At 49.1% G+C, this 21,028-nt stretch carries 17 protein-coding genes and 4 pseudogenes; 13 read left to right on the top strand and 8 right to left on the bottom strand.

From position 1 onward, the window contains the following. Positions 1 to 408 precede the first annotated feature (408 nt). The gene (locus GTP23_RS21450; protein ID WP_161037011.1) at positions 409 to 618 is read left to right on the top strand and encodes a hypothetical protein; all 210 of its coding nucleotides are present in this window, start codon (positions 409 to 411) and stop codon (positions 616 to 618) included. A 49-nt stretch (positions 619 to 667) separates the two neighbouring features. Here GTP23_RS21450 and GTP23_RS21445 read toward each other — a convergent pair whose 3' ends face one another. Next, a complete protein-coding gene (locus GTP23_RS21445) occupies positions 668 to 2,272 on the bottom strand; it encodes a recombinase family protein (RefSeq protein ID WP_161037010.1) in 1,605 nt (534 codons plus the stop codon). Between the two features lie 412 nt (positions 2,273 to 2,684). Here GTP23_RS21445 and GTP23_RS21440 point away from each other — a divergent pair, with 412 nt between their 5' ends. The 7 genes from GTP23_RS21440 to GTP23_RS21410 all read left to right on the top strand — a co-directional run bounded on the left by GTP23_RS21440 (position 2,685) and on the right by GTP23_RS21410 (position 11,061). Next, positions 2,685 to 2,897, top strand: a complete 213-nt coding sequence (locus tag GTP23_RS21440; RefSeq protein WP_161037009.1) for a DUF6434 domain-containing protein — start codon at positions 2,685 to 2,687, stop codon at positions 2,895 to 2,897. Positions 2,898 to 2,931: 34 nt separating this feature from the next. After that, positions 2,932 to 3,489: a hypothetical protein gene (locus GTP23_RS21435; protein ID WP_161037008.1), complete on the top strand. Its 558-nt coding sequence runs from the start codon at positions 2,932 to 2,934 to the stop codon at positions 3,487 to 3,489. 300 nt (positions 3,490 to 3,789) lie between these two features. Further along, on the top strand, positions 3,790 to 4,164 hold the full coding sequence (locus GTP23_RS23100; protein WP_371866963.1) for a DUF2946 domain-containing protein: 375 nt from the start codon (positions 3,790 to 3,792) through the stop codon (positions 4,162 to 4,164). 317 nt (positions 4,165 to 4,481) lie between these two features. Next, entirely contained in the window at positions 4,482 to 5,084 is a 603-nt protein-coding gene (locus GTP23_RS21425; RefSeq protein ID WP_161037006.1) for a cyclic nucleotide-binding domain-containing protein, read from the top strand. An 87-nt stretch (positions 5,085 to 5,171) separates the two neighbouring features. Then, complete coding sequence (locus GTP23_RS21420; protein ID WP_161037005.1) at positions 5,172 to 7,355, top strand: TonB-dependent receptor plug domain-containing protein; 2,184 nt, start codon at positions 5,172 to 5,174, stop codon at positions 7,353 to 7,355. Between the two features lie 125 nt (positions 7,356 to 7,480). Further along, on the top strand, positions 7,481 to 9,547 hold the full coding sequence (locus GTP23_RS21415) for a TonB-dependent receptor (protein WP_161037004.1): 2,067 nt from the start codon (positions 7,481 to 7,483) through the stop codon (positions 9,545 to 9,547). Then, positions 9,544 to 11,061, top strand: a complete 1,518-nt coding sequence (locus GTP23_RS21410; protein ID WP_161037003.1) for a PepSY domain-containing protein — start codon at positions 9,544 to 9,546, stop codon at positions 11,059 to 11,061. Before GTP23_RS21415 ends, GTP23_RS21410 begins: the two co-directional genes overlap by 4 nt. Before the next feature lie 329 nt (positions 11,062 to 11,390). On the opposite strand, the pseudogene GTP23_RS21405 reads toward GTP23_RS21410, so the two are convergent. From GTP23_RS21405 to GTP23_RS23160, 4 genes and pseudogenes are all read right to left on the bottom strand, one after another. Further along, a pseudogene (locus tag GTP23_RS21405) lies at positions 11,391 to 11,681 on the bottom strand (ATP-binding protein). Between the two features lie 48 nt (positions 11,682 to 11,729). Then, positions 11,730 to 12,551: an IS3 family transposase gene (locus tag GTP23_RS21400; protein ID WP_161037002.1), complete on the bottom strand. Its 822-nt coding sequence runs from the start codon at positions 12,549 to 12,551 to the stop codon at positions 11,730 to 11,732. After that, positions 12,548 to 12,880, bottom strand: a complete 333-nt coding sequence (locus tag GTP23_RS21395) for a DUF1153 domain-containing protein (RefSeq protein ID WP_371866965.1) — start codon at positions 12,878 to 12,880, stop codon at positions 12,548 to 12,550. The genes GTP23_RS21400 and GTP23_RS21395 overlap by 4 nt, the downstream gene beginning before the upstream one ends. A gap of 38 nt (positions 12,881 to 12,918) precedes the next feature. Further along, positions 12,919 to 13,005 (bottom strand): annotated as a pseudogene (locus GTP23_RS23160) (AAA family ATPase); the annotation flags it as partial. Between the two features lie 1,536 nt (positions 13,006 to 14,541). On the opposite strand from GTP23_RS23160, the gene GTP23_RS21385 reads away from it, so the two are divergent. Further along, positions 14,542 to 14,694, top strand: coding sequence for a hypothetical protein (locus GTP23_RS21385; protein WP_161037000.1), 153 nt, complete (start codon positions 14,542 to 14,544; stop codon positions 14,692 to 14,694). Between the two features lie 15 nt (positions 14,695 to 14,709). On the opposite strand, the pseudogene GTP23_RS21380 reads toward GTP23_RS21385, so the two are convergent. The 3 genes and pseudogenes from GTP23_RS21380 to GTP23_RS21370 all read right to left on the bottom strand — a co-directional run. Then, positions 14,710 to 14,904, bottom strand: a pseudogene (locus GTP23_RS21380) (IS3 family transposase); the annotation flags it as partial. A gap of 24 nt (positions 14,905 to 14,928) precedes the next feature. Further along, positions 14,929 to 15,090: pseudogene (locus GTP23_RS21375) on the bottom strand (transposase); the annotation flags it as partial. 25 nt (positions 15,091 to 15,115) lie between these two features. Continuing rightward, complete coding sequence (locus tag GTP23_RS21370; RefSeq protein ID WP_161036999.1) at positions 15,116 to 16,378, bottom strand: site-specific integrase; 1,263 nt, start codon at positions 16,376 to 16,378, stop codon at positions 15,116 to 15,118. 1,144 nt (positions 16,379 to 17,522) lie between these two features. On the opposite strand from GTP23_RS21370, the gene GTP23_RS21365 reads away from it, so the two are divergent. The 4 genes from GTP23_RS21365 (at position 17,523) to GTP23_RS21350 (ending at position 20,216) form a co-directional block, all read left to right on the top strand. Next, complete coding sequence (locus GTP23_RS21365) at positions 17,523 to 17,921, top strand: hypothetical protein (RefSeq protein ID WP_161036998.1); 399 nt, start codon at positions 17,523 to 17,525, stop codon at positions 17,919 to 17,921. Continuing rightward, positions 17,914 to 18,639, top strand: coding sequence for a P-loop NTPase family protein (locus GTP23_RS21360; protein ID WP_161036997.1), 726 nt, complete (start codon positions 17,914 to 17,916; stop codon positions 18,637 to 18,639). Before GTP23_RS21365 ends, GTP23_RS21360 begins: the two co-directional genes overlap by 8 nt. After that, entirely contained in the window at positions 18,636 to 19,241 is a 606-nt protein-coding gene (locus GTP23_RS21355) for a hypothetical protein (protein WP_161036996.1), read from the top strand. The genes GTP23_RS21360 and GTP23_RS21355 overlap by 4 nt, the downstream gene beginning before the upstream one ends. Positions 19,242 to 19,811: 570 nt before the next feature. After that, positions 19,812 to 20,216, top strand: coding sequence for a hypothetical protein (locus tag GTP23_RS21350; RefSeq protein WP_161036995.1), 405 nt, complete (start codon positions 19,812 to 19,814; stop codon positions 20,214 to 20,216). The last annotated feature ends 812 nt before the right edge of the window (positions 20,217 to 21,028 follow it).

The raw sequence follows: 21,028 nt of genomic DNA, 5'->3' as shown, positions 1-21,028 counted from the left end.
CTTACCCACCGTGCCGCACGCTCTTGCCCTGTTCACGGGGCGGCGAGCGGCGCCGTGGATAAGCTTTTTCACGCAAGGCTCCACTTAAGCCAACGATTTGACTGTCCAATCAAGCGGGACCACTTCTAGACGCCGTCCGAGATATTGGATAAATTAGATAGGGCACGGGAGATACGCACGGCACGAAAGAATCCCACTGACTCGTAAAAAGTGTACGGCGACGCTGAGCTCGTTATGAAGAATGGCCGCTTCTGGGCAGCTTCCGGCTGGCGTGACAATTCGTGAACCTTCTGACTGAGCAAGATGCTACTCTGACTGTCGACTGGGTACGGCCACAAACTGTCGTTCAATTTTTCTAAGCAGAAGGTACCGGAATAGGTCTCAATTCAACATTCCTAGAAAGGCGAGATGGAAAAGAAAATAGCAGAAGAACTAATGAAAGAGGTCTTAGTCTTGAACGCTCAAATCAATGTCATCATCGATAAATCTGAACAGATTTCATCGGAACCTGAGCGTCGAGAAATGCGTAGACATATTGCCCAGGTCATGGCTGCCAGTGATGAACATCTCTTCAGACCAATCCTACGACAATATCCTGAGCTTGAGCCACATTGGTAACTGTTTTCGGCCAGTAGCGGACGGTCGAATAATGTGACTTACGATAGGACTAAGAGGCCCATAAGACACCCGAGTCGTCTTTAGATTCCGGAATTTCGATGGGTCCAAAAAAATCCTCTAGGCGTGAAGTTGAGTAACTCTGAAGCCGACCTACGCTATCTTCAGTAAATGCAATGTCCGACATTCCAAAGTCCTCTCGTGGAAAGAGGAAATACCGAACAATTTCAGTGTTCGATTTATCGAGTTGGGCTGCAATCAAAAAATCTACCTCTATTTTGCTAGGTGAATTTACCCACCAGCGGTTATAGCCGTACTTAGGCTCGCGCCGACAGCTTAGCACTCGAATTGCGATGTTGACTAAGCCATTTAGTCGCATCCTATAGGTATTGGTGGCCCAGTGGCCTAGCTGTCGTTCGCTATACCCACCTGCTGCGCGCACGAGCTTCTCGACTTGGGCCTGAACGATATCTTTAAACGCATAGTTTCTCTTTCTCACCCCAAGTTCCTCATCATTTCCGACATAGGGAATCCCAGCCAGTTTGTAGGCTTCGAACATACCTCCAAAGCGGCACCAGAATAAGGTGGCCGTGGGAGCGTCAGGGTCTTGATTAATCAAGTTGCTCGAAATCCGCCCTTTTTCTCTATATATTCGCCTAAGAATCGCAATTAGTTCTTCTGTTGAGTAGTGCCCGTTCCTTCGTCTGCGCTCCCTTTGGGCTGCATCATAAAGTTCAATTGGAACGATTGCCGGAAATGCGTTGTCACACCTGACCCAGCTTTCTGGAGGGTTACTAATGGCCTTGTTTTTCAGCTTGAACGAAGCCTTATTGAAGATAAGGTTCCCAATGTATTTTTCGTTCTTGAGCATGCACCGAATGATATTGTTGGTCCATTTACCACCATATTTTGACGGTACGTTCTGTGAGTTCAACAAGGCCGCGATGCGGCGGTCGCCGACACCATCGTCAACATACCACTTGAAAATCAGGTTCACGATTTCGATTTCCTCTTCAGGGCCTGGTGCGAATATCACTCGTTGATTCTGTATCGCTTTCCACTCCCCCGATTTGAGTATCCCAACAGGAATTCCATCTTTTCCAACCAGTAGTCTGCTTAGGCCATAAATGGCTGCGCCGCCTGCCTTATAGCCCATTCGGATGAGCCTGCATTGTCCTGCAAACACCTTTACAGATAACTCTCGGCTGAACTCAGCGGCTGCAGCACGCTTAAGCATTTTCATGATGGCCGAATACGGCGACCCATCGTTGTCAAAGGGCTCTGCACAGTATGCGATTGATACGCCGTACCTGCGACAGTGATATTCATAGTATGCGCTCTCATCAATGTCTTGAAAGCGCCCCCATCGAGTTACGTCGTACACCAAAATGAAGTCAAAGTCGTGGCGTGTTTGTACGTCTTCAATCAAGCGGCAAAGAGCTGGCCGCCCGCTTTTGGTTAACCCGCTTTTTCCAGCATCTTCGTAAATTGCCACAATTGATAAGTCGTGTTCAGTGGCATATCTCTCGATTACATCCAATTGGTTTTTTGTTGAGTATTCTTGACGCTCAGTGGACATACGAACGTATGCAACCGCCCGATTAGTTATCTGAGACGCGGTGTCAAATGTTGACGCCAGACCAAGTTTTTTGACCATCCCGTCCTCCAAACTCAACGCCGATGCCTTGATTTTCCACAACGCTTGTATTGCAGGATAGGACGAGAATTGGTGGATGACAAAACAGGCTTACAGAATCTTTCGTATGGGCGTCGCCATGGACCGGATTGACACCGCTTTAACTCGTGAGGAGAAGAGTAAATCAATGCGATGGGCCGTGGCTTGGGGCGTAGCTAGTGGCGCTTCTGCGCCCGCAAGTTTCAAATTGAGGGTACGTGACGTCCGAATCAAGACTTGCTGAATTGCATTCAGGTTCTGTGAATAAGACTACCCTGGCCGGGTGTGAGAATCCGTGAATTTTTACAGATTAGCAAACTGCTATTCTGAGCGTCTTTGGCCGTGTTCACCCAGAAGCCGCCGCACACATTGGCAATCTCAGGAGCGATTGAGCATGAAGTTCGATTGGCATGGCGGAGAAATTTCACGTACTACAGAAATCGACTCTGATTACAGGAACACGCAAAATGTTCGGCGTTTTCTTTCTCATCAGTGTGGGCCAGATTTCAAGTTCGACCGAGAGTTTATGGCGTGGGTGCACAACGGCACGACCAAGAACATGGGCGACTTGGCCGACGAATGGATACGCAGGGCAAAGCGCGGCTAAATACGACCAAATGCAACCACCCATATATAATTTTATGAATAAGAACATCGTCATCACATGTGTTGCGATTATTTTGGCACTTAATGCAAGCGCCGAAGAATTTATTCAATCTAAATCTAGCTATGACGCTGCCGTACAAGGCTCATTTGTAAATGTGACGACATCACCTGCATATGTGAAGATTATCGTGGTAAACGCTACCACCGGAGATGAGAAAGTACTCTGTACAACTGCGAACTTCCTTGCCGGCGCTCTTCATATACAACATGCCCTAAGTTATGATTTGAACGGCAGAAAGCAGGTAGCGGACATCGCTCTAAATAACATTCAGCATAAATTCATTTTGGACGAGCGTGCAATACAAAATCTCCCCGCTGCGCATACATTAGATGAGTTGCATGAAGTCAAACTGAAATTTTCCCCACTTACAAACGAGGAACTTATCAGGGGGCTTCGACCAATCGGTGGAGAACTGCATTACGCTTTCCCAGACCGCCGTTATCGAGGTGCAATCGCTTGTGTATTAATCGAGCGAGGCCTTTCGCCATATCAAGCGGATATAACTGGTCAGGTAAATATACGCGCTGACTAAGCGCTCACTTAGCTCGATAAACAGACTACTTTAGTGGGTAACAATAAGCAAAGCGCGTTAGCGGAGGATAGTAGCCCTGCGAGGGGTAAACTTAGACCTGCGGCGAGAGATTCTGTACCTAAGTATCGTACGATGGGAATGGCCAGTTTTGGTGAAGGAGTGCTATTAAGCATCCTATGCATAAAAGGCAGATTGTCCTCCCCAAAAATACAAGGATTACTAAATTTAGTTCGGTCTTGTAGATTTATAGGCGCGCACACTAAGTGTCTATAGCGTTACATTCATGCTAAACTTCCGTGCATGTTCATGCACCGCACAATTTACCGCTTTGCACTCTGGCTCGCCGCACTGGCGATGCTACTCTCGGTGCTGGCGCCAACCATATCGCGCATTAGCAATAAGAGTGATTGGGTGGAGGTCTGTAGCGTAGCAGGTAGTAAACTCGTGCAGGTTGTCGCCAACACCGATGGTGATCAACCAGCAGAATCCCGCGCTAAAATGGATTGTCCATACTGTGCGTTGCATGTCGATCTTGCTTTGCCTACTCTCCCACAAGTTGCGCTGATCGACCATATCATCCGACTTGCATTTGTACCCCGTCTATTCCTACAAGCACCGCAAGCCCAATTTGTCTGGGCACCGGCTCAGTCACGCGCCCCGCCTACTCTGGCCTGATCCATTGTGATTTGTCGTCACGGCATTCCTGCCGGGACAAGAATTCGATAGATTCAGAGGCCGAATGTCCTCGTATTTCAACAGCAGTCGTCCACTACTGGTATAGCCGGTGCTCTGTTGCATCTGTTTGTGCCAACTTACCGTGCTCGACCTGTGGGATATCCGCACACCTCTGCAACTCTCGAAGACACACACCAACGTGATCTTGTTTTCCCATTAGCTCTCAGCAAGGCAAAGTCTCGCCCCTAAATTCGCTATCGCGAAACGAGATATTCCTGTTAGCCAGACGAATGGGAAAGCAGTAATAGGAGGAAAAGATGCAAAGCATAAATATCTATAAAGCTTCGTTACATTTGCGCCCCCGCGAACAATTGCAACATTCACAGACAAATACCTTATGGCGCGTTAGTAAAGGAGTCTTGCGCATTGATCGCCAAATGGCAGATGAAGCATTGCACTTCGTTCGATTAGCGCTACCTGGCGATATCTTGGGTATTGAACGCATCGCTGGAGCCGCTCAGGACGATATCGTGAAAGCGATTACCAGCGCCTCTCTGACACCATTGACGGTTAGAGATGACGTCCACCTTGCCAGCCTGTTTCGAAACGCTACGCTCTGCAACTATCAGCGTTGCCGAGAAACAGCGAGTCTGCGCATTGGGACGGTAGACGAGCGGGTTCGTCGCTTGCTGCTACTTGTCGCAAACGGCAATGACAAACAGCGGGATGAGGTCCAAGTCACCACTATCCCTAGCTTGGTGAATATCGCCAGCATTATCAATGCAGCGCCGGAAACCGTTTCTCGCATCATCACAGGTTTTCGCGAAAGTGGTTTTTTGCGAGAGGAAATGCGGTCCAGAAGAGTAACGAAGTCTTTTGTAGGTCAGCCGCAAATTAATGAACATTGGGCGCTTGCCTGATCTGAAAAGCCTGTGTGACTGAACGCATATCGCAAACAAAAAAGCATACGAAATAAAAAATTTTCCAGACATCTAAGGAATATCTAAATGAAAAATAAAAAATCAGACACGCTCGTGCCTGTTCGTTTAATGTTGAACACCGCAATTGGTCTTGCCTTGTGTTCTGGGGCTTGGGCGCACGAAGCAAACCAGCTTCCCCAACTTCCGACTGTAACCGTCATAGGCGAAAAGGTGTCCGAGTTCGGCATGTCCATAGACGGAAAAAATTTGTCGTCCCGCCGATTAGCTACCAATGACACCGCCACACTTTTAGATGGTGTGCCAGGCATTAGCTTGTACTCTGGCGGTGGTGTTTCGAGCCTGCCAGCAATCAACGGCTTGGCCGACGACCGTCTGAAAATTACCGTTGATGGCATGAGTATCACATCTGCGTGCCCCAATCACATGAATCCAGCATTGTCGTATATTGACCCAGCGGCACTCAGCCAAATCAATGTGTACGCAGGCATCGTTCCGGTTAGTCAAGGCGGTGACAGTATTGGCGGTGCGATAGCAGTGAAGTCAACACCGCCCCTGTTCGCCAAAGCGAATGAAGGAATTAAGACCTCTGGTAATTTCACAGCGTTTGAACGAAGCAATGGGGACGTCAATGGAGTGAGCCTCCAGGCAAATGCTGCGACTGAGAATTTCAGCATAGGCTACACGGGAAATACGGTAGATGCGGAAAATTACAAGGATGGAAAAGGAAAGGAAGTGGCGGCAAGTCGCTACAAGGTACGAAACAATGCGCTGAAATTTGCCACGGTGTCAGGCCAAGACTTGTGGACGCTTGCTCTTGGCTGGCAAGATATCCCCTTTCAAGGGTATCCAAATCAGTCGATGGATATGACCTCAAACAAGAGCTTCTCCATCAATGCTAGCTACGCGGGAAGTTTTAACTGGGGGACCGTAGATGCTCGCGCATTCCGTCAGCATGTGCGCCATAAGATGGATGTACTTTCAGATAAAGCTGCAGCTGCAGGCTTCCCCGTTGCGGACTCCTATATGCCCATGGATACCGATGCGGTGGATCTTGGCTACTCCATCATCGCTACAGCGCCGCTTAACGAAAGCCAGATTGTCCGCTTTGGGCATGAGTTTCATCGTTACACGTTGAATGACTGGTGGCCTCCACTTGTTGGGTCGATGGGAATGGCGCCGAATACCTTTTGGAATGTAAACGGCGGACGGAGAGATCGGCTAGCGTTGTTCTCGGAACTAGATACGAAGTTAAGCAATAAACTATCGACCCAGCTGGGCGCGCGTGTCGAACGAGTGGCCATGAATACGGGTAAGGTGCAAGGCTACTATGAAGCCGACGCGCCATTTGGCGATGCTTATCAGACAGATAGTGCAACGTTTAACACCAAGGACCACAAGCGAAATGATGTGAACTGGGACTTGACAGCTTCTGCACGCTACCTGAACAACTCCAGTGCAACGTATGATAGTGGTTTTTCACGTAAAACCCGTTCACCTAATATGCATGAGCGCTATACATGGTCCAACGAAGCCATGATGGCCGGTCTCATGAATAACTGGTTTGGTGACCTGAACTCGTATGTTGGCAACTTGAATCTCAAACCGGAAGTGGCCTACAGTTTCAAAGCAAACGCTGATTGGCATGATGCAGAACATCGGGACTGGCAAGTGAAGATGTCGCCTTTCTATACATATGTGAAAGACTACATCAATGCAGTTCCAAATACGTCAACCAATCCGTACAACATGAGCGGAATATTGGGGCGTCAATCGCTGACGTTTGCCAATCAGAATGCTTACCTGTACGGCGTCGATGTATCGGGAAAGAAGCTGCTCGGCAAAGCTTATGGTGAATGGACCATACTGGCTTCTTTGAGCTATACCCGAGGGAAGACTACCAATGGTGAAAATCTCTACAACATCATGCCATTAAATTCCCGGCTGGTCATTGAGCATACCCTTGGTTCCTGGTCCAACACGCTTGAGACCGTGCTCGTCGGGGCGAAGGACAAGTTGAATGCTGTCCGCGCCGAGCAAGGTACGGCGGGTTATTCGGTTGCGAACTATCGCACTAGCTACAAGCTCAATAGTTCTGTCAAATTTGATGCTGGCATAGATAACGTATTCAATCGTCAATACGATTTGCCTCTAGGAGGATTGGAATACGTTTCTGCCAATATGACAAATGCACCTCGCCCTCTGCGTGCTATGGGGCGTTCGGTGAATATCGGCATTTCGATTAGCTATTAATTTTGCTTACTGCTGATTGATGTCGGTAGCTATAGGCACTCAATACACCCTCTATAACTTGGTCACGTTGCTCTCCTTGCGCAGGCAAAGCAACGTGATGAATCCATATCTAATACCCTCTAATTATGCACTTCGTTACCTATCCGCGTACGCTTACCAAAAGCTATTTTTTTGGCGCCTATCAGTCCGCCATTTTGCTAACTGCACTACTAGGAGTTACCGCCTTCGCCTATGCTCAAGAACAAACTGATGATGCAGCGCTGTATGTTGGGCGAGTTGACATCAAAGGCCAACGATCCGGGCCACTTTCCGCACGTAGCGTACTGAGCTCGGTGGATGTTTTGGGTGCTGAACTGATCGAAGAACAGCAAGTACAACATGCGTGGGAATTGTTCGCCCGAACACCTGGTGTGATGTTGACCCAATTTCGACAAGGTAATGAGTCGGGTAAGCTGTCTTTCCGTGGATTTAACGGCGAGGGCGAAGTCAACGCGGTAAAACTGCTGATTGATGGCATACCTAGCAATGATAATGCTGGCGGTATGCCTTTCCTCGATATGCTCTTTCCGTTAGAGATTAATAGCATTGAAGTGGTACGCGGCACCAATGATCCACGCTATGGTCTACATAACATTGCGGGCAATGCAAATATCAATACGCGTCTAGGTGGCAATGAAACGGTGGCCCGCGTCAGTTACGGTAGTTTCGCGACGAGAGAGTTGCAACTTGCACAGGGTATGGAAAGTCGGAATTGGGCACAAAATTACTTTGTGGGTTATCAAAAATCAAATGGCTACCGAAGTAATGCAGAGTTCGATAAATTTACCCTCAGCGGAAAATGGACATACACCAGCGACGATAGTCGCACGCGCTCCGGCTTCAGCATTCGCCACACTGAAGGTAATGGGGAAGAGCCTGGTTATCTTGAAGCAAAAGATGCACGCAGCGACCCTACGGCATCTTATGCCTATGCTCAGTCAACCGGTGGCAATCGCCAGATGAGCCAGATCAGCGCATATGTCAGTCGAGAGTTATCAGAGGGTTTATCGTTGACGACTAGACTCTATCGTAACAGCGTGCAGGATCAGCGCTGGCTGCGTTATGCAATTACCAGCTCTCAACAGGAGCGGATTATTGATGAGATACATACCGGCTTACTTGCCAGCGCGACATATCGTCCCCTTGGCATTACCTATGCATTGCTACGTGACGCGTCGATTGAAGCTGGTGTGAACGCGGAGCATCAGCATGACGCTAGTCCTCGCTATAGTACTAATAACAAAGTGAGGGTGGTGACCACACGCGACCAGCACTTCCGCTTCGATAACTATGGTGCGTATGTGCAGGCGGTTTTGCAGCCGGTTCAAGGCTTTAAGCTCATTCCCGGCTATCGCATTGATCAAGTTGAGGGCGAGTTCAAAGATACGTCGAAAAACGTGCAATATGCGATACAGGACTACGGCATTATCAAGCAACCTAAATTGAGCGCCGTGTACGCACTATCTAGTGCAGCAAGTATTTACGCCAACTGGGGGAAAACCTTCCAGATAGGTGCGGGTGCGGCAGCCTATCAGTCCGCTGGAAGCAGTGTGCGGCCATCGGTCAATCAAGGCTGGGAAAACGGCATCAAGTTTGCACCACTTGATTGGGTCAATGGTCGTTTTGCTGTGTGGCGGCAAGATGCCTCTGACGAGGTGAAGCGCCGTCTGAATGACCCTGCTGGGGGATCAGAGAATGTGGGCAGTACTCGACGCGAGGGGATAGATTTGCAATTGAATGCACGAACGAACAACGGAGCCAATGCCTGGTTAAGTTATTCGTTGCAGCGTTCCCGTATTGTTCGTCCAGATCCAGCTGCACCGGCCACACTCGGCAATGAGATAGACCATCTACCACGCAATTTATTCTCCGCTGGCTATGAGTTGCAGCTTAATCCTGCGTGGAAAATTTCGACTTGGGCGAATGGACAAGGCAGCTACTATCTGACCACGGCAAATGTTGGCAATAAGTATGGTGCGTATGCGCTGTTCAATGCAAGTGCAAGTTATCGGGTGAACGCCAATCTGAGTCTTGACCTACAAGTGAAGAATCTGTTCAACCGGTACTACGAGTACGTCTGGCTCAATGATCAGACTCGGCATTCTCCCGGCGATGGTAGAGCCTTGTATCTGGCTGCAAATTTTAGTCTGTGAAGCTTCCAGCAAAGCGGGTGCTATTCTTACTCCATCGTTGGGTAGGAATAGTGCTGGGGATATTCTGCGTTTTATGGTTTTTCTCCGGCATAGTGATGATGTACGTGGGATACCCCAAACTGACAGAGGTGGAGCGGTTACAACATTTACCTGTGCTCGACCCCGCTATTCCAATGCTGGCGCCTGCCACTGCGTTGCAGCGGGCAGGCGTATTCGGTCCGCTGCGGGAGTTAAGGCTGGCACAAGCAAGTGGTGCACGTCCGGTTTATCTGGCACAGCCTGCCACCGTGAACACTACGGTGCAAGCGGCAATGCCAGCTGTGATCGTAATTGATGCGCAAAGTGGAGTGCAGTTGCCGGCCGTTGATGTGGCACACGCTGTGGCCAGCGCACAAACGTTTGCGGGAAGACAGATAGGTTTGCAGTATCTTGATCAAGTCCAAGAGGATGCCTTTACGCACACAAGAGGACTTGATCGCCACCGGCCGCTACACCGAGTACTGTTAGATGATGGGGACAGGACACTACTGTACATTTCAGGACAGACAGGCGAAGTCGTGCGCGACGCAACCCGCAGCGAACGTTGCTGGAATTACGTCGGCGCGTGGATACACTGGCTGTACCCATTACGCGGCAATGTATTTCAACCGTATTGGTCGTTCTTGCTAGATAGCCTTGCTATCGCTTGCAGCGTGGCCGGGCTTTCAGGTGCTTGGATAGGGACTCTGCGCTGGCGTTGGCGTCAGCGATATCGCAACGGCAACAGTTCGCCATACCAGAATAGAGCGATGCGCTGGCACCACCTCGGCGGTCTGTGCTTTGCGTTGATTGTCGTGACATGGTCGTTCAGCGGCCTGATGTCTATGAATCCTTGGCACATATTTAATAGTGGACGCTCACCTTTACAGCAACAAGCAATTAGAGGCGACGGATTATATTTGACAGAAAGAGATGCGGTACCTGCGCTGCTATTACAGAGTGCTGGCGCCAAGATTCGTGAGCTTCGATGGCAACAGGTAGTGGGGCGAACTATCGTATTGGCACAGGCAGATACGGGCGCCCCAGTAATTCTTGATAGCGCCAGTGCGTATCAAATGGTGCTGAACCAAGACCAGTTGCTAGAAGCTGCTCGGAGTTTGTTATGGTCACCGGTGAGGGCCGTTACATGGCAAACGGAATATGATTTTTACTATTACAATCGTGACGCCCACAGCCTGTATGGTGACCGGATCAAACCGTTACCTATCATACGTTTGGAATATGACGATGCCTATAGGAGTTGGGTCTATTTAGATCCGCATACTGGCCAAGTTATAAGCGAGTTAGATCGACGCCAACGTTTTAGTCGGTGGCTATTCTCAATGTTGCATAGTTGGGATTGGCTTCCGTTGCTAGAAAATCGCCCCGCATGGGACATCCTTTTAATTACGCTGAGTCTGGGCGGATTATTAACGGGCGTAACAGGATGCATTATTGGCGCTCGTAGGCTAAGTCTCAAACTGGGAAAGCGATGATAGCTACTCCGGTCGATCGTGACTGAATCATTACTAGCTTTCCGGATACTCCGCAGACTTGTATAGATTCGCAAGCAAAGCAGTGTCTTATTATGCCTTTGAATAATTGGCAGCCAAAAAATAAGGAATTAGATATTTAGACGAAGGTCTGCAATGGGGCGGAAACGGACTCTTGGTTTGGCTGCTTAGTTATACTCAATTGCTGAAAAGTGATAATTGCCGTATTGTGTGGATGAGCACCTATTCTGGTGATCGTGACCGATGATTCCGGTGCATCGTGACTACTGCGCATCAGTGGTGTCACGCGGGTCAAATTCTAATTGCTGCGGTCACGATGGGTCGAGATTTTTCTCCTTTTTGCTGGTTTTTCGTTCCTGTCGCAGCGAGTCGCCGGTCAAGGTGACGCGGAGTTGGCGCTGCATGAGGCGGTCGAGGATGGCATCGGCCACGGCGGCGTCGCCGATAAAAGCATGCCAGTGCTCGATGGGTAGCTAGCTGGTGATTATGGTGGCCTTATGGGCGGCCCAGTCGTCGATGATTTCCAGCAGATCCGAGCGCGTGGCGCTTTCGATAGCGCCCATGCCCCAGTCATCGAGCAGCAGCACATCCGTCTTGGCCAACTGGAGCAGTCATGTAATGATGTAATGACCCAGCGTTTCCTGCTCAACTTAAGCCGCTAAAGCAAATGCCTCAGCGAGTGTTTTCATCCCCAGCGCTTGATGCGGGCGCAGGTTGTTGTAGAACCCGATCCAGCCGGCGATGACCCGACTGGCGTGCTGCAAACTCTCAAATCGGTGGTGGTGCACGCATTGTTCCTTCAACGTCCGGATGACGCGTTCCACCATGCCGTTTTGTTCCGGGCAATGCGGCGTGATGAACTCCTGGCGCAGTCCATAGCTGCGAACCAACCTGGTGTAGCTGCGACTAGTGAAAACCAGTCCATTGTCGGATCGGAGCAAAAACGGTGCCTCGACCCGGCCCAAGGTGCCATAGCGGGCAATGAGTGCCTGCTCCAAAGCCGCCTCCGCTGTCTTGGCTTTGCCTGAGCGGGATAGATGCCAGCCCAGTAGTTCTCGGGTATGGCAATCAATCACCAAGGCCAGCACAGACCAGCCATCACGGCCAGCCCACACGCGACACATATCGGTCGCCCAGTGCTCGTTCGGTGCTTTCGCTACCGAAGGCAAAGCTTGGACGCGTGGACGGAAACCGACTGGCCGTTTCCTCACCTGCCAGCCACGCAGCTGGAAGATGCACTGGACCGTGTTCTTGTTGAAGCCCAGCAGGGCTGCCACCGTGCGATAGCCGAAGGAAGGTTCCTCGTTGATCACTGCCTTGATCGGATCGGCAAAGCGTGGCTGCACCTTGGGCGCTGCCTTGACCGATTTGTAGTACACCGTCCCACGCGGCAGATCGAACCACTGGCACAGCTTACTGATCGAAACCTTGAATCCTTCTTCTTCCAGTCCCTGGCGGATCGTTTCGATCACTTCTCTTCCTCGCCCAGCAGGGACGCCAACTTTTTTCTGGCACGCAGTTCCAGCATCGCTTCGCCGTATGCTTCCTGGAGTTCCTTGATCTGGCGCTCATACTGCTCGCGCACATCCAGCGGCTTGGTCCGCAGGGCGTTCTCCATGCCGCGCTTGGCTTCGTCCACCCATTCCTCGATTTCCGACGGCGGCATATCGAAGGCACGACTAGCCTCTGCAACCGTCGTTTTACCCTGAATAATTTCAGTGACCAGCGCTGCCTTGCGCTTCGCCGTCCAGCGTTTGACTTCTTCTTCCATGACCATGCTCACGTGATGTCCTTTCCGTATTATCACCTGAGCAGGAATTCACTGGGTCATTACAGTCATTTGCCGAAGGCGCCGCTGCCGTGGCGCACCCGCAGCTCCTCCGGTAGGCGTGGGACGCGCTGGTAAAGGGCGCTATATCCACGCCGGAACCCGCTGCACCACTCAATCAGCACTAGAAACTTTGTATAGATCCTGCTAGTAGCCCGACTTCATGATGCTGCTTGAAGAACGATTGTGATTTAGTGAGACGGGCCAGAAATTGATTTTGGGTTGTCTCAAGATGGCGTTTGGTTCTTGCAATATTACGTGCGAGTTCTTCTTCGCTCAGCACAGAGCTAGGCACAATGGGATGCGATCGCCGTTTTAAATTTTTTGATTTTTTCATTATTTGTTGGAACACAAGAAATGAAGGTCCATAAATCGGCTTTTGATGACCAATGTCGTTAATTAGTCAATCTGTGTTATCTGCAGAGATGCCATGCTCTGTTCGCGTTGCCTGCAGCTTTTTGGCTTCGTTCAGAGTAAAGAGACCGAGACCTATTCCTAAAATAGCAACAATTGCGAGGAGTATGTAGTCAAGCATGTTAGTCTTCCGCAACGATAAATCCGAAATAAAGAATGACATGTAATAGCTTATTTGCCAAGATAAGAAGCTTTGCGGAAAGGTAAAAAAGATCACGGGATTCTTCCAACTTAGTCATGTGCGAAGTCTTAAAGCAATCTTTTAAAATTCCAGACGTTCGTGAACTATTTGATAATGCAGGCGTCAGTACAGTTTCAATTTAAGAACAAATCGACGGTTGTTCGTCTTAGGTGATGTACGCGACCAGATCCAGCGGGGCATAGAAAATTCTCTACCACATCAGGAAATGGATCAATTAACTTTCCATTATGGTACTAATGATATAAAGACGCACTGGAAAGAAAATATATTTGAAAGGGCAAAAAAGTGAAAACCGAAACTCGATCAGCTCACATAACTCCCATTAATGGAAATATCTTCAAAGACCTCGGGTTCAGCCCTAAGCAGGCCGCTGACATGAAGGTACGTAGTGATCGCATCATATCCGAGCAGTTGGTCATCAAGCATTCGCTCATGGAAAATCCAACTGAATTCAAGGATTGGGGTACACGCGCCAACCAGCGTAAGGCCTAATAGTTAAGGCGCTTTCAAAAATGAATTCTACTTGCCGGTAAAAGTCTTCTTGAACAATTTATACAATGATACGAACGGCGACCAATACATTGTCCAACCTTCACGTACACCTTGGTTCCAATTCTCAACAATAGCGTTCTTCTTCATAGCTACCTCTTACAAAATATTTCTACATAGATACGCTAGCAATTCCAGCGACCAATGTCAATTTAACAGTGCAACTGTAGTGCAAGTGAGCGTAATTGGTACTAACCGGATGCCCCCCATTTCCTCGTATGTGTTTCCTTCGTACTTGTCTACGTTCGAATGCACATTCACTTTTTTTACCATACGTATCGGAGTAATGAATGGGTGTTCGAAGCATGTTTACTTGTTCTAGCAGACTACGCAGTATCGCCAACGTTTGAATGCCTACCGGGGAAGTAAGGTTGCATTCACAAATTTGCGCATCACCATGAACTTCCTTACCTCCCTGATAGTAATTTCTGCTTCGAGGCCTAAATCGACAACTTAAATGGAGTGCCAAATGCTGTACATGATTATCACCAACCCTTTCGAAACTCTGCTGGTTCTGGCCGCTATCGCTACCATCGGCAACGTGGACCTGAGTTCCAACGAAACTGATGACGAATGGGCTGCTCACCCGATGAATAAGGAAGGCATGAACTACAAGGACTGAATCACCACTACTTTCCTAGATACTCTGCAGCCGTAAAAAATACCTCATTTCAAACTCGACTGGCGATAGCCGTTCATTGAAACTGTGTCGCCGCTTTGGATTGTAAAACATCTCGATGTAGTCGAAGACGTCTTGCCGGGCTTCGTCACGTGTAGTGTAGTTCTTGCGAAGAACTTGCTTCCGTTTCAGCAACTGGAAATAGCTCTCGGCATCCTTGGGGACACTGTAGTGCTTCGCCCAGGCATAGATACTGTGAATGCTCACCCCAAGCCGCCCGGCTACGTCGGCCGCCGGGTGCCCACGATCGGTTACATGATTGACCGCCGCAATCTTGAATTCTTCTGTGTACCGCTTTCCACTAAGTTCTTCCTTCCCCCGAAAACGCTCAGGAGAAATAGTGTGCTATCGGGGGCTAGTATGCTTATTGGTCGTCGACCTTTTCTCCATTTAACCTCATTGCCACCACCTGCAGTGCTGCAAGGTTGGAATGTTGCGGCGATGCCCATGGACTCGCAAAGCGTTTGCTGTGCTGCTCCCATAAGTAGTGAATATGTTTGATAGTTGTGCAGACATCAAATTCTTCAAGTTCTTCGACCATTTTCCTGCAGTGTGCCTTATGTTCTTCTGGAACATTGAGTAGCGTTGTGGGTGGAATTTTGTTAAGCGCAGTTTCCATGTTGATTTGGAATAACGCTAAGCGATCAATCGGGGCGCCAGTCTTATATTTGAATGCGCCGTAGTACGCGGCCGTGACGATGATTCGGCTATGCCCCAGCAACTCACTAATTTGCGCACGCTTTAGATCCAACACATCTTTTTCCATCTGATTGGCACTGCCGCCCAGTGTCGGTGGAATGAGTCCGGCGATCAGAGCAGAATTTTCGGCGTACTGGGCACGTAAACCGTGGCCTGTAACGCCGTCTTTCAGTTTGGTGATGCCGATGCTGGCCATCAGTCGATTGTAGCGCTTGATGTTATAGGCGAGCGACGCGATGGTGCCGTTTTCTTTTGTGTGCCAGCCTAGTGGCTCAGTCTTACCCACCTGCGATTTCACATAGTCCAGAACCTGACGTTGATCATTGTTGTCGATGAAGATGTCGCGCGGACGTCCGCCTTTCGCTTCGCCAGGATATATCACCAACTTGTTCCCGTGATCCGCTTTCCAGACTCGCGTGTGCATCACCTCTTTTCGGCGTAGGCCGAAAGCTAACATCATTCGCAGCATTAAAGAAAATCGCTTATCAATATTCTCAGCCAATGCGATTTTCTCTGAAATGTTGACTCCATTTTCCGTCCAGCCTTTGCTTACCTTGGCTACTTTTGTAACGCGTAATTCCTGCTTTGGAATATTGGGGAGATAATCTGGCAGCGATTTTACCATTCCCTTTTTGCCGATCCACCCCGAGAAAATACGAAACTTCGATAAATAGTCTTGTATCGTAGAAATCGCCTTATTTTTACCGTGCCAGTATTCGCATAGTGCTTTTATATGCGTTTCATTTATATTCCGTGGATTTTCTATCCGATACCCAATTTCATATAAAACATCGAAACCCATTCGCAATACTTCACCATAGGCGGTAGTTGTTCTATCGCTTGCAACTCGCCCATTAGTCCTCTTATGCGCATTTTCAGCCAATATCGTGCTGAGAATGCCGTGCAATTTCTCTCTACCTGATCCCATATATGCCCCTTTCTTGTCATTTACCTATAAGCAGCATGCCTATTACTTCGCTGGCTTTGCCAATTGGCAATACGCATGCTGCCTACTCTCAAACTCTATTGCGCATCGGGTGAAGGCCCTTCTTAAGAATACTCCCTTCGATCTGCATACCTTCTGATGCTATTTTTGCAAATCGCCCTGCCCTCACGGTCACAGGGTCACTTACCCGTAAGTAAGTCCCGGTCTGTCACGCGGTCCTCGCATAGCGCTTCTGGCCTCTAGCCAGTTGTGGGGTGGCGCTATCACCCGTCCTTAATGCTTTCCCACCCGTAGGTGTCGCAGTGTTCACCCTCCTTTGCCTTGCAGCTCCAGATTGTGTGGGCCAGGTACCCAACTGCACTGTCTTATATGGTCTTGCCTTACTCGGCGCGTTCCATTGCCTGCCTTAACCGCTCTTGGCGGATAGGTGAAGCATCTCGCGCTCTTGATGACTTCTTGCCCCTCCTCGGGTGACGCATAAAACTGTGCGTAAAAATGCAGTTCAGTATCTATTTAGTATTCCTAAATTCCTTCTATCCCTTATGTGACAACGATTTCGTCGATACTCAGTATTTCTAAGTACTGAACGCAGGGTTTAAAAAATGCTGACTATCAGACGCAAAAAAGCACGCCGATGTCAGCTTCGAAAATCTAATGAATGACCACCAGAGCGGTGGAAGATGTGCCGCATAACGGCTTTGGGAATCTTGGCTCTCTAAACTGGACAGCGAAGATAGGCAAATTGAATACTACGGGATGAAATGCCGGAGGCCGACAGAGCAGAGAATAGACCATTGCCTTCTGTAGCGCAATCCCCTTTACCATGATTTCTTTAATCGCCCGTATGTGACCACTCACGCCGGCGGGGACACCTCGGGGACATCTCGGGGACATCTCGGGGACATCTCGGGGACATCTCGGGGACATCTCGGGGACACCTCGGGGACACTTCGGGGACATTGAAACAATCGGCCCACGAAACCTAACGAATTTTCTAGTCTATTTGATGAGGAGTCATGCTTTGACAAGTCTATGATGGTTTGGAATAGCGCTCCTATGCGGCTAGAGAACACCATTTTGTCCGAAGCGGTGCCTTGTCTTGCTTTGCCTTAGATACAAAATTCACATGAGTGATCTGTCCCGAAATTTTCCGGCTGATGCAATCGAGGGAAATATTTCCATAAGTAAGCGATTGCGACTTTTGTTGCCAGAGATCGAAGAACTGTCCAGAAAGGGTATTCCACGAAGGATGATTCTGGAATATCTCAATTCGAACGGATTCAGTTTAAGCATGGATACCTACGCAACCATATTAAAACGTTGGAGAAAGGATGTAAGAAGTAAGAGTAGCGTGGCTTTAGTAAACGAAAGCAGTCCTATTACTACGGACAAGGCTGACCATCCTGTATCTGATGGATATGTGCGCCGCGTTCCAATCGTATTAGGGCAACGAGCAAAGAAATTTGAAGTAAACCCCTTCCCTTCGGGAAATTGGCTTAAAGCAGAGGATAAAGATAATGAATAATGTACATATGATTTTGACTGGCAAGGGTGGCGTAGGTAAGTCGTTTGTTGCACCTGTATTAGCGCAGTTTTTGGGCGATGAAACCTTTTGCGCCGACACAGATCCTGTTAATGCGACCTTTGCCAGTTATAAAAAGATCGGTGCCAAGCACTTTAATATCCGCTCTATCGATTCAGAGAACAACGTTGATAAGAGTATGTTCGACCAACTCATGGAAACCATTCTCGAACATGAAGGCGATACCGTTATCGACAATGGTTCGACTTCGTTCTTGCCTTTGATGGCCTATATGCTGGAGAACGACGTCATCGATATTCTAAGAGAGGCCGGTAAGAACATCATCATTCATGCGGTGCTAGTTGGTGGCCGTGGTCTTGGCGAAACGATGAGCAGCCTAGAAGCTCTATTGAAATCTCATGCGGCACCGGTCGTCGTGTGGGAAAACGAGTACTTCGGTAAAGTCGAGCGGGATGGCGTTAAGTTCATCGACACCAAGATCTTCAAAGAACATCAGAACCGAATTTTGGGTGTTGTGAAGTTGGCTAAATATGATTCGGACACCTATAAGAAAGACGTGGAAACCATGACGTCAAATCTGTTGACGTTTGACGAAGTCATGCTATCCCCACTGTTCTTTACGTTCAACCGTCACCGAATTCAAAAAGTGAAGACTGCTATCTATAGCCAGTTGGGGCAGATTGAGTTTGACTACGCATGATCGATCTTGAAGAACAAAAGCGCATAGCCGTAGAGATATTTGAGACAACCGGCTACAAGGTCGACCCTGAAGATCCGGTTGTCATCGCAGGTCTCTTTTATTCCGAACGTTTGCGAACAATCAGCCAAAAGCACGAGAAAGCACTGGCGGCGATATTGAACGCTTCACAGGAGGAAATGGATAAGCGCGCTATTGAATTGAAAAGTGGCATTCAAGCCGAAGTGATGTTAGCCGTGGGTGCGATGGCAGAAAATTTTGCAAAGGAGCGTAAGGCGATCAAAGGCGATTTTGATCAGATGGTCATTATTGCCAAGCAAGGTGCTTTGGGTGAGGTGCCGGGCATTAAACGTGATCTGAGTAGCTTCTTTGAAAAGATGAAGGCCTCACTTCCCCTCTCCGAAATTCAGGCGCTAACGATTTCGGTACCAGTATTTTGTACTAGCCTTGCATTGAGTATGCTGGCCGGCTCCCTTGCATCTTATATCTTCCTACACAGTAGACCTAACGACTTAACGACCGGGAATGTAGCCACGACAGGTCAATCCGTAGTGCGTCCTCTTGCCTCGCAGGCGCCCGTCGTAAAGAAGGAATCGCGCAAGTGATCCATAGTCAGTATCTAACAGTCCAGCAGATCCTTCAGCGTGGTTGGACAAGGCGGTTGATCGAGCACTATTTGGGCAAAGAGGACGCCAGAACTGCCCCAGGGCGGCGTTCTGGTCGCCCCGCGTGTCTCTATTCATTACATCGTGTTATTACAGTCGAGCGCACCAATCCAACGCTTCAAGGCGAATTGGCACTTGTGCAGGATCGAGCGGGAGCCGCACGCGATCGAATCGTACTGAAGTGCCAAGTCTTGCAAGACGTTGTACATCGAATTCCTCTCCCGCTCTTTCTGTCCCTCTTTCCGAATTGCTCACGGCTACAAGCGATGCCAGTGACTGCGAACATCGGGTTGCATTGGGAAAACTCGTTGATAGTATGGCCTCATTGGGTGAGCTATTAAACGTGTATGCCAGTCACCCCGGCGTTCGCGAAGCAAGGAAGGCTTTGCAGGTTAGAGTTCTTAACCATATTCGCGAACATTACCCCTTGCTCACCGATGAGGTTCAGCGTCAACTTGAACAACTCGCGGAGTAGCAAGTTAAGCAGCGATGGAATGAGAGGGAAGCACTATGTTCGCCAAGGAGCCGCAACTGAACAACGATAGTATCTGGAGCACCGATTTTTCGGCCGAGTCGCGTCGTAAGGCCATAGCTCGGATTCCAGCTATGCGCGTACGTACGCCTCGTGTCGCCGGCGCCGAAACAGTTGGTCGTGGTGTCTGGATGACCGACGTATCTGGTATGGATTCGCGCTCTGTCAAGCATTGGCTGCGTGGTGGCTTCTCAGCACGAATCCTCTGGTGGAAGGTCGCATCGGCAGTATTGATGCGGTGGCACGGTGGCTCGATGGAGCATTCGATGTATGATTTTCATCGGATGCATCATGGTGTAACTATTCTCCTGATAGAGTTCGCATCGGACTACAAGGCGATTGTACTGTGGGTAACTGGTCATCTCGCACCATCGCGAATTTGATCAAGTGTGGAAGAGAAATGGCGCCATAGGCGCCATTTTCACTTTCCTGTTCGTTCCGTTGAATTCCTTGGTCGTCGCGTTGTATTGGCATGCCCCTGCATCTTGCCCTGGTGGTATATAACTACCTGTCCCCCTAGCGCCGTGGTTCCTGTCATTACTCAGTTACTCGTGCAATGTCGCCGCTAAAAGTCACTGTGCCAGAGGTTCGTACTTTGCCTCTCGACAGTTGAGACAGAATGGCCAGCATCTCGTCCGCACCAGTCGGAGTTCCTGGCGCCAGAATTTGCCTAACGATTGCTACATATCACCCATTCATCATTTTGATCTACAAACCACTTGTTCGGACTCCTTTGGTTTTGATATTGGTCGCGTCAAAGACGCACGTTTGATTCGTAGCACCAACCGATACCGTCCAGCCTGATTCATCCTCGCCAATATTAATTAAGCAGTGGATCGCGGCCTTACAAAAGATCGCCCGCCATTGTGGCTTCAATATCTGTTCGATTGGCCATGAAATATTGAGCGACAACTTGCTGAAAGCCGGTTAGTTGCCCGCCAGTTGCCCGACCTATAGCTTGATTGGCGCCCTGCATCTTCAACTTTATGCCAGCAGCGAGCGCCAGCACCCGACAGCTTTACTGGGATCGGTTTTCTAGAATTTTCTTGTGGGCTAATAGCTAACAACGCTGATTTCCGTAAAGCTGGACCTCGCTTGCATTGGTACCTAGTGGCTAGATACTACCCCTATACCACCGTCGTTTTACCCGCCGCTTGTGGTAGAGAAAAATCTACTTTTAACTTAAGGAATATTC

It is taken from the genome of Duganella fentianensis (assembly GCF_009857835.1).
Taxonomy (GTDB): domain Bacteria; phylum Pseudomonadota; class Gammaproteobacteria; order Burkholderiales; family Burkholderiaceae_D; genus Rugamonas; species Rugamonas fentianensis.
Note: the sequence above shows the minus strand (reverse complement) of the source record. Positions and strands in the feature narration are given on the sequence as shown.

Bases quoted from the DNA above. Each gene is read 5' to 3' on its own strand.
- GTP23_RS21450 (WP_161037011.1), top strand. From the start codon at position 409: ATGGAAAAGAAAATAGCAGAAGAACTAATGAAAGAGGTCTTAGTCTTG.
- GTP23_RS21445 (WP_161037010.1), bottom strand. From the start codon at position 2,272: ATGGTCAAAAAACTTGGTCTGGCGTCAACATTTGACACCGCGTCTCAG.
- GTP23_RS21440 (WP_161037009.1), top strand. From the start codon at position 2,685: ATGAAGTTCGATTGGCATGGCGGAGAAATTTCACGTACTACAGAAATC.
- GTP23_RS21435 (WP_161037008.1), top strand. From the start codon at position 2,932: ATGAATAAGAACATCGTCATCACATGTGTTGCGATTATTTTGGCACTT.
- GTP23_RS23100 (WP_371866963.1), top strand. From the start codon at position 3,790: ATGTTCATGCACCGCACAATTTACCGCTTTGCACTCTGGCTCGCCGCA.
- GTP23_RS21425 (WP_161037006.1), top strand. From the start codon at position 4,482: ATGCAAAGCATAAATATCTATAAAGCTTCGTTACATTTGCGCCCCCGC.
- GTP23_RS21420 (WP_161037005.1), top strand. From the start codon at position 5,172: ATGAAAAATAAAAAATCAGACACGCTCGTGCCTGTTCGTTTAATGTTG.
- GTP23_RS21415 (WP_161037004.1), top strand. From the start codon at position 7,481: ATGCACTTCGTTACCTATCCGCGTACGCTTACCAAAAGCTATTTTTTT.
- GTP23_RS21385 (WP_161037000.1), top strand. From the start codon at position 14,542: ATGCTGTACATGATTATCACCAACCCTTTCGAAACTCTGCTGGTTCTG.
- GTP23_RS21370 (WP_161036999.1), bottom strand. From the start codon at position 16,378: ATGGGATCAGGTAGAGAGAAATTGCACGGCATTCTCAGCACGATATTG.
- GTP23_RS21365 (WP_161036998.1), top strand. From the start codon at position 17,523: ATGAGTGATCTGTCCCGAAATTTTCCGGCTGATGCAATCGAGGGAAAT.
- GTP23_RS21360 (WP_161036997.1), top strand. From the start codon at position 17,914: ATGAATAATGTACATATGATTTTGACTGGCAAGGGTGGCGTAGGTAAG.
- GTP23_RS21355 (WP_161036996.1), top strand. From the start codon at position 18,636: ATGATCGATCTTGAAGAACAAAAGCGCATAGCCGTAGAGATATTTGAG.
- GTP23_RS21350 (WP_161036995.1), top strand. From the start codon at position 19,812: ATGTTCGCCAAGGAGCCGCAACTGAACAACGATAGTATCTGGAGCACC.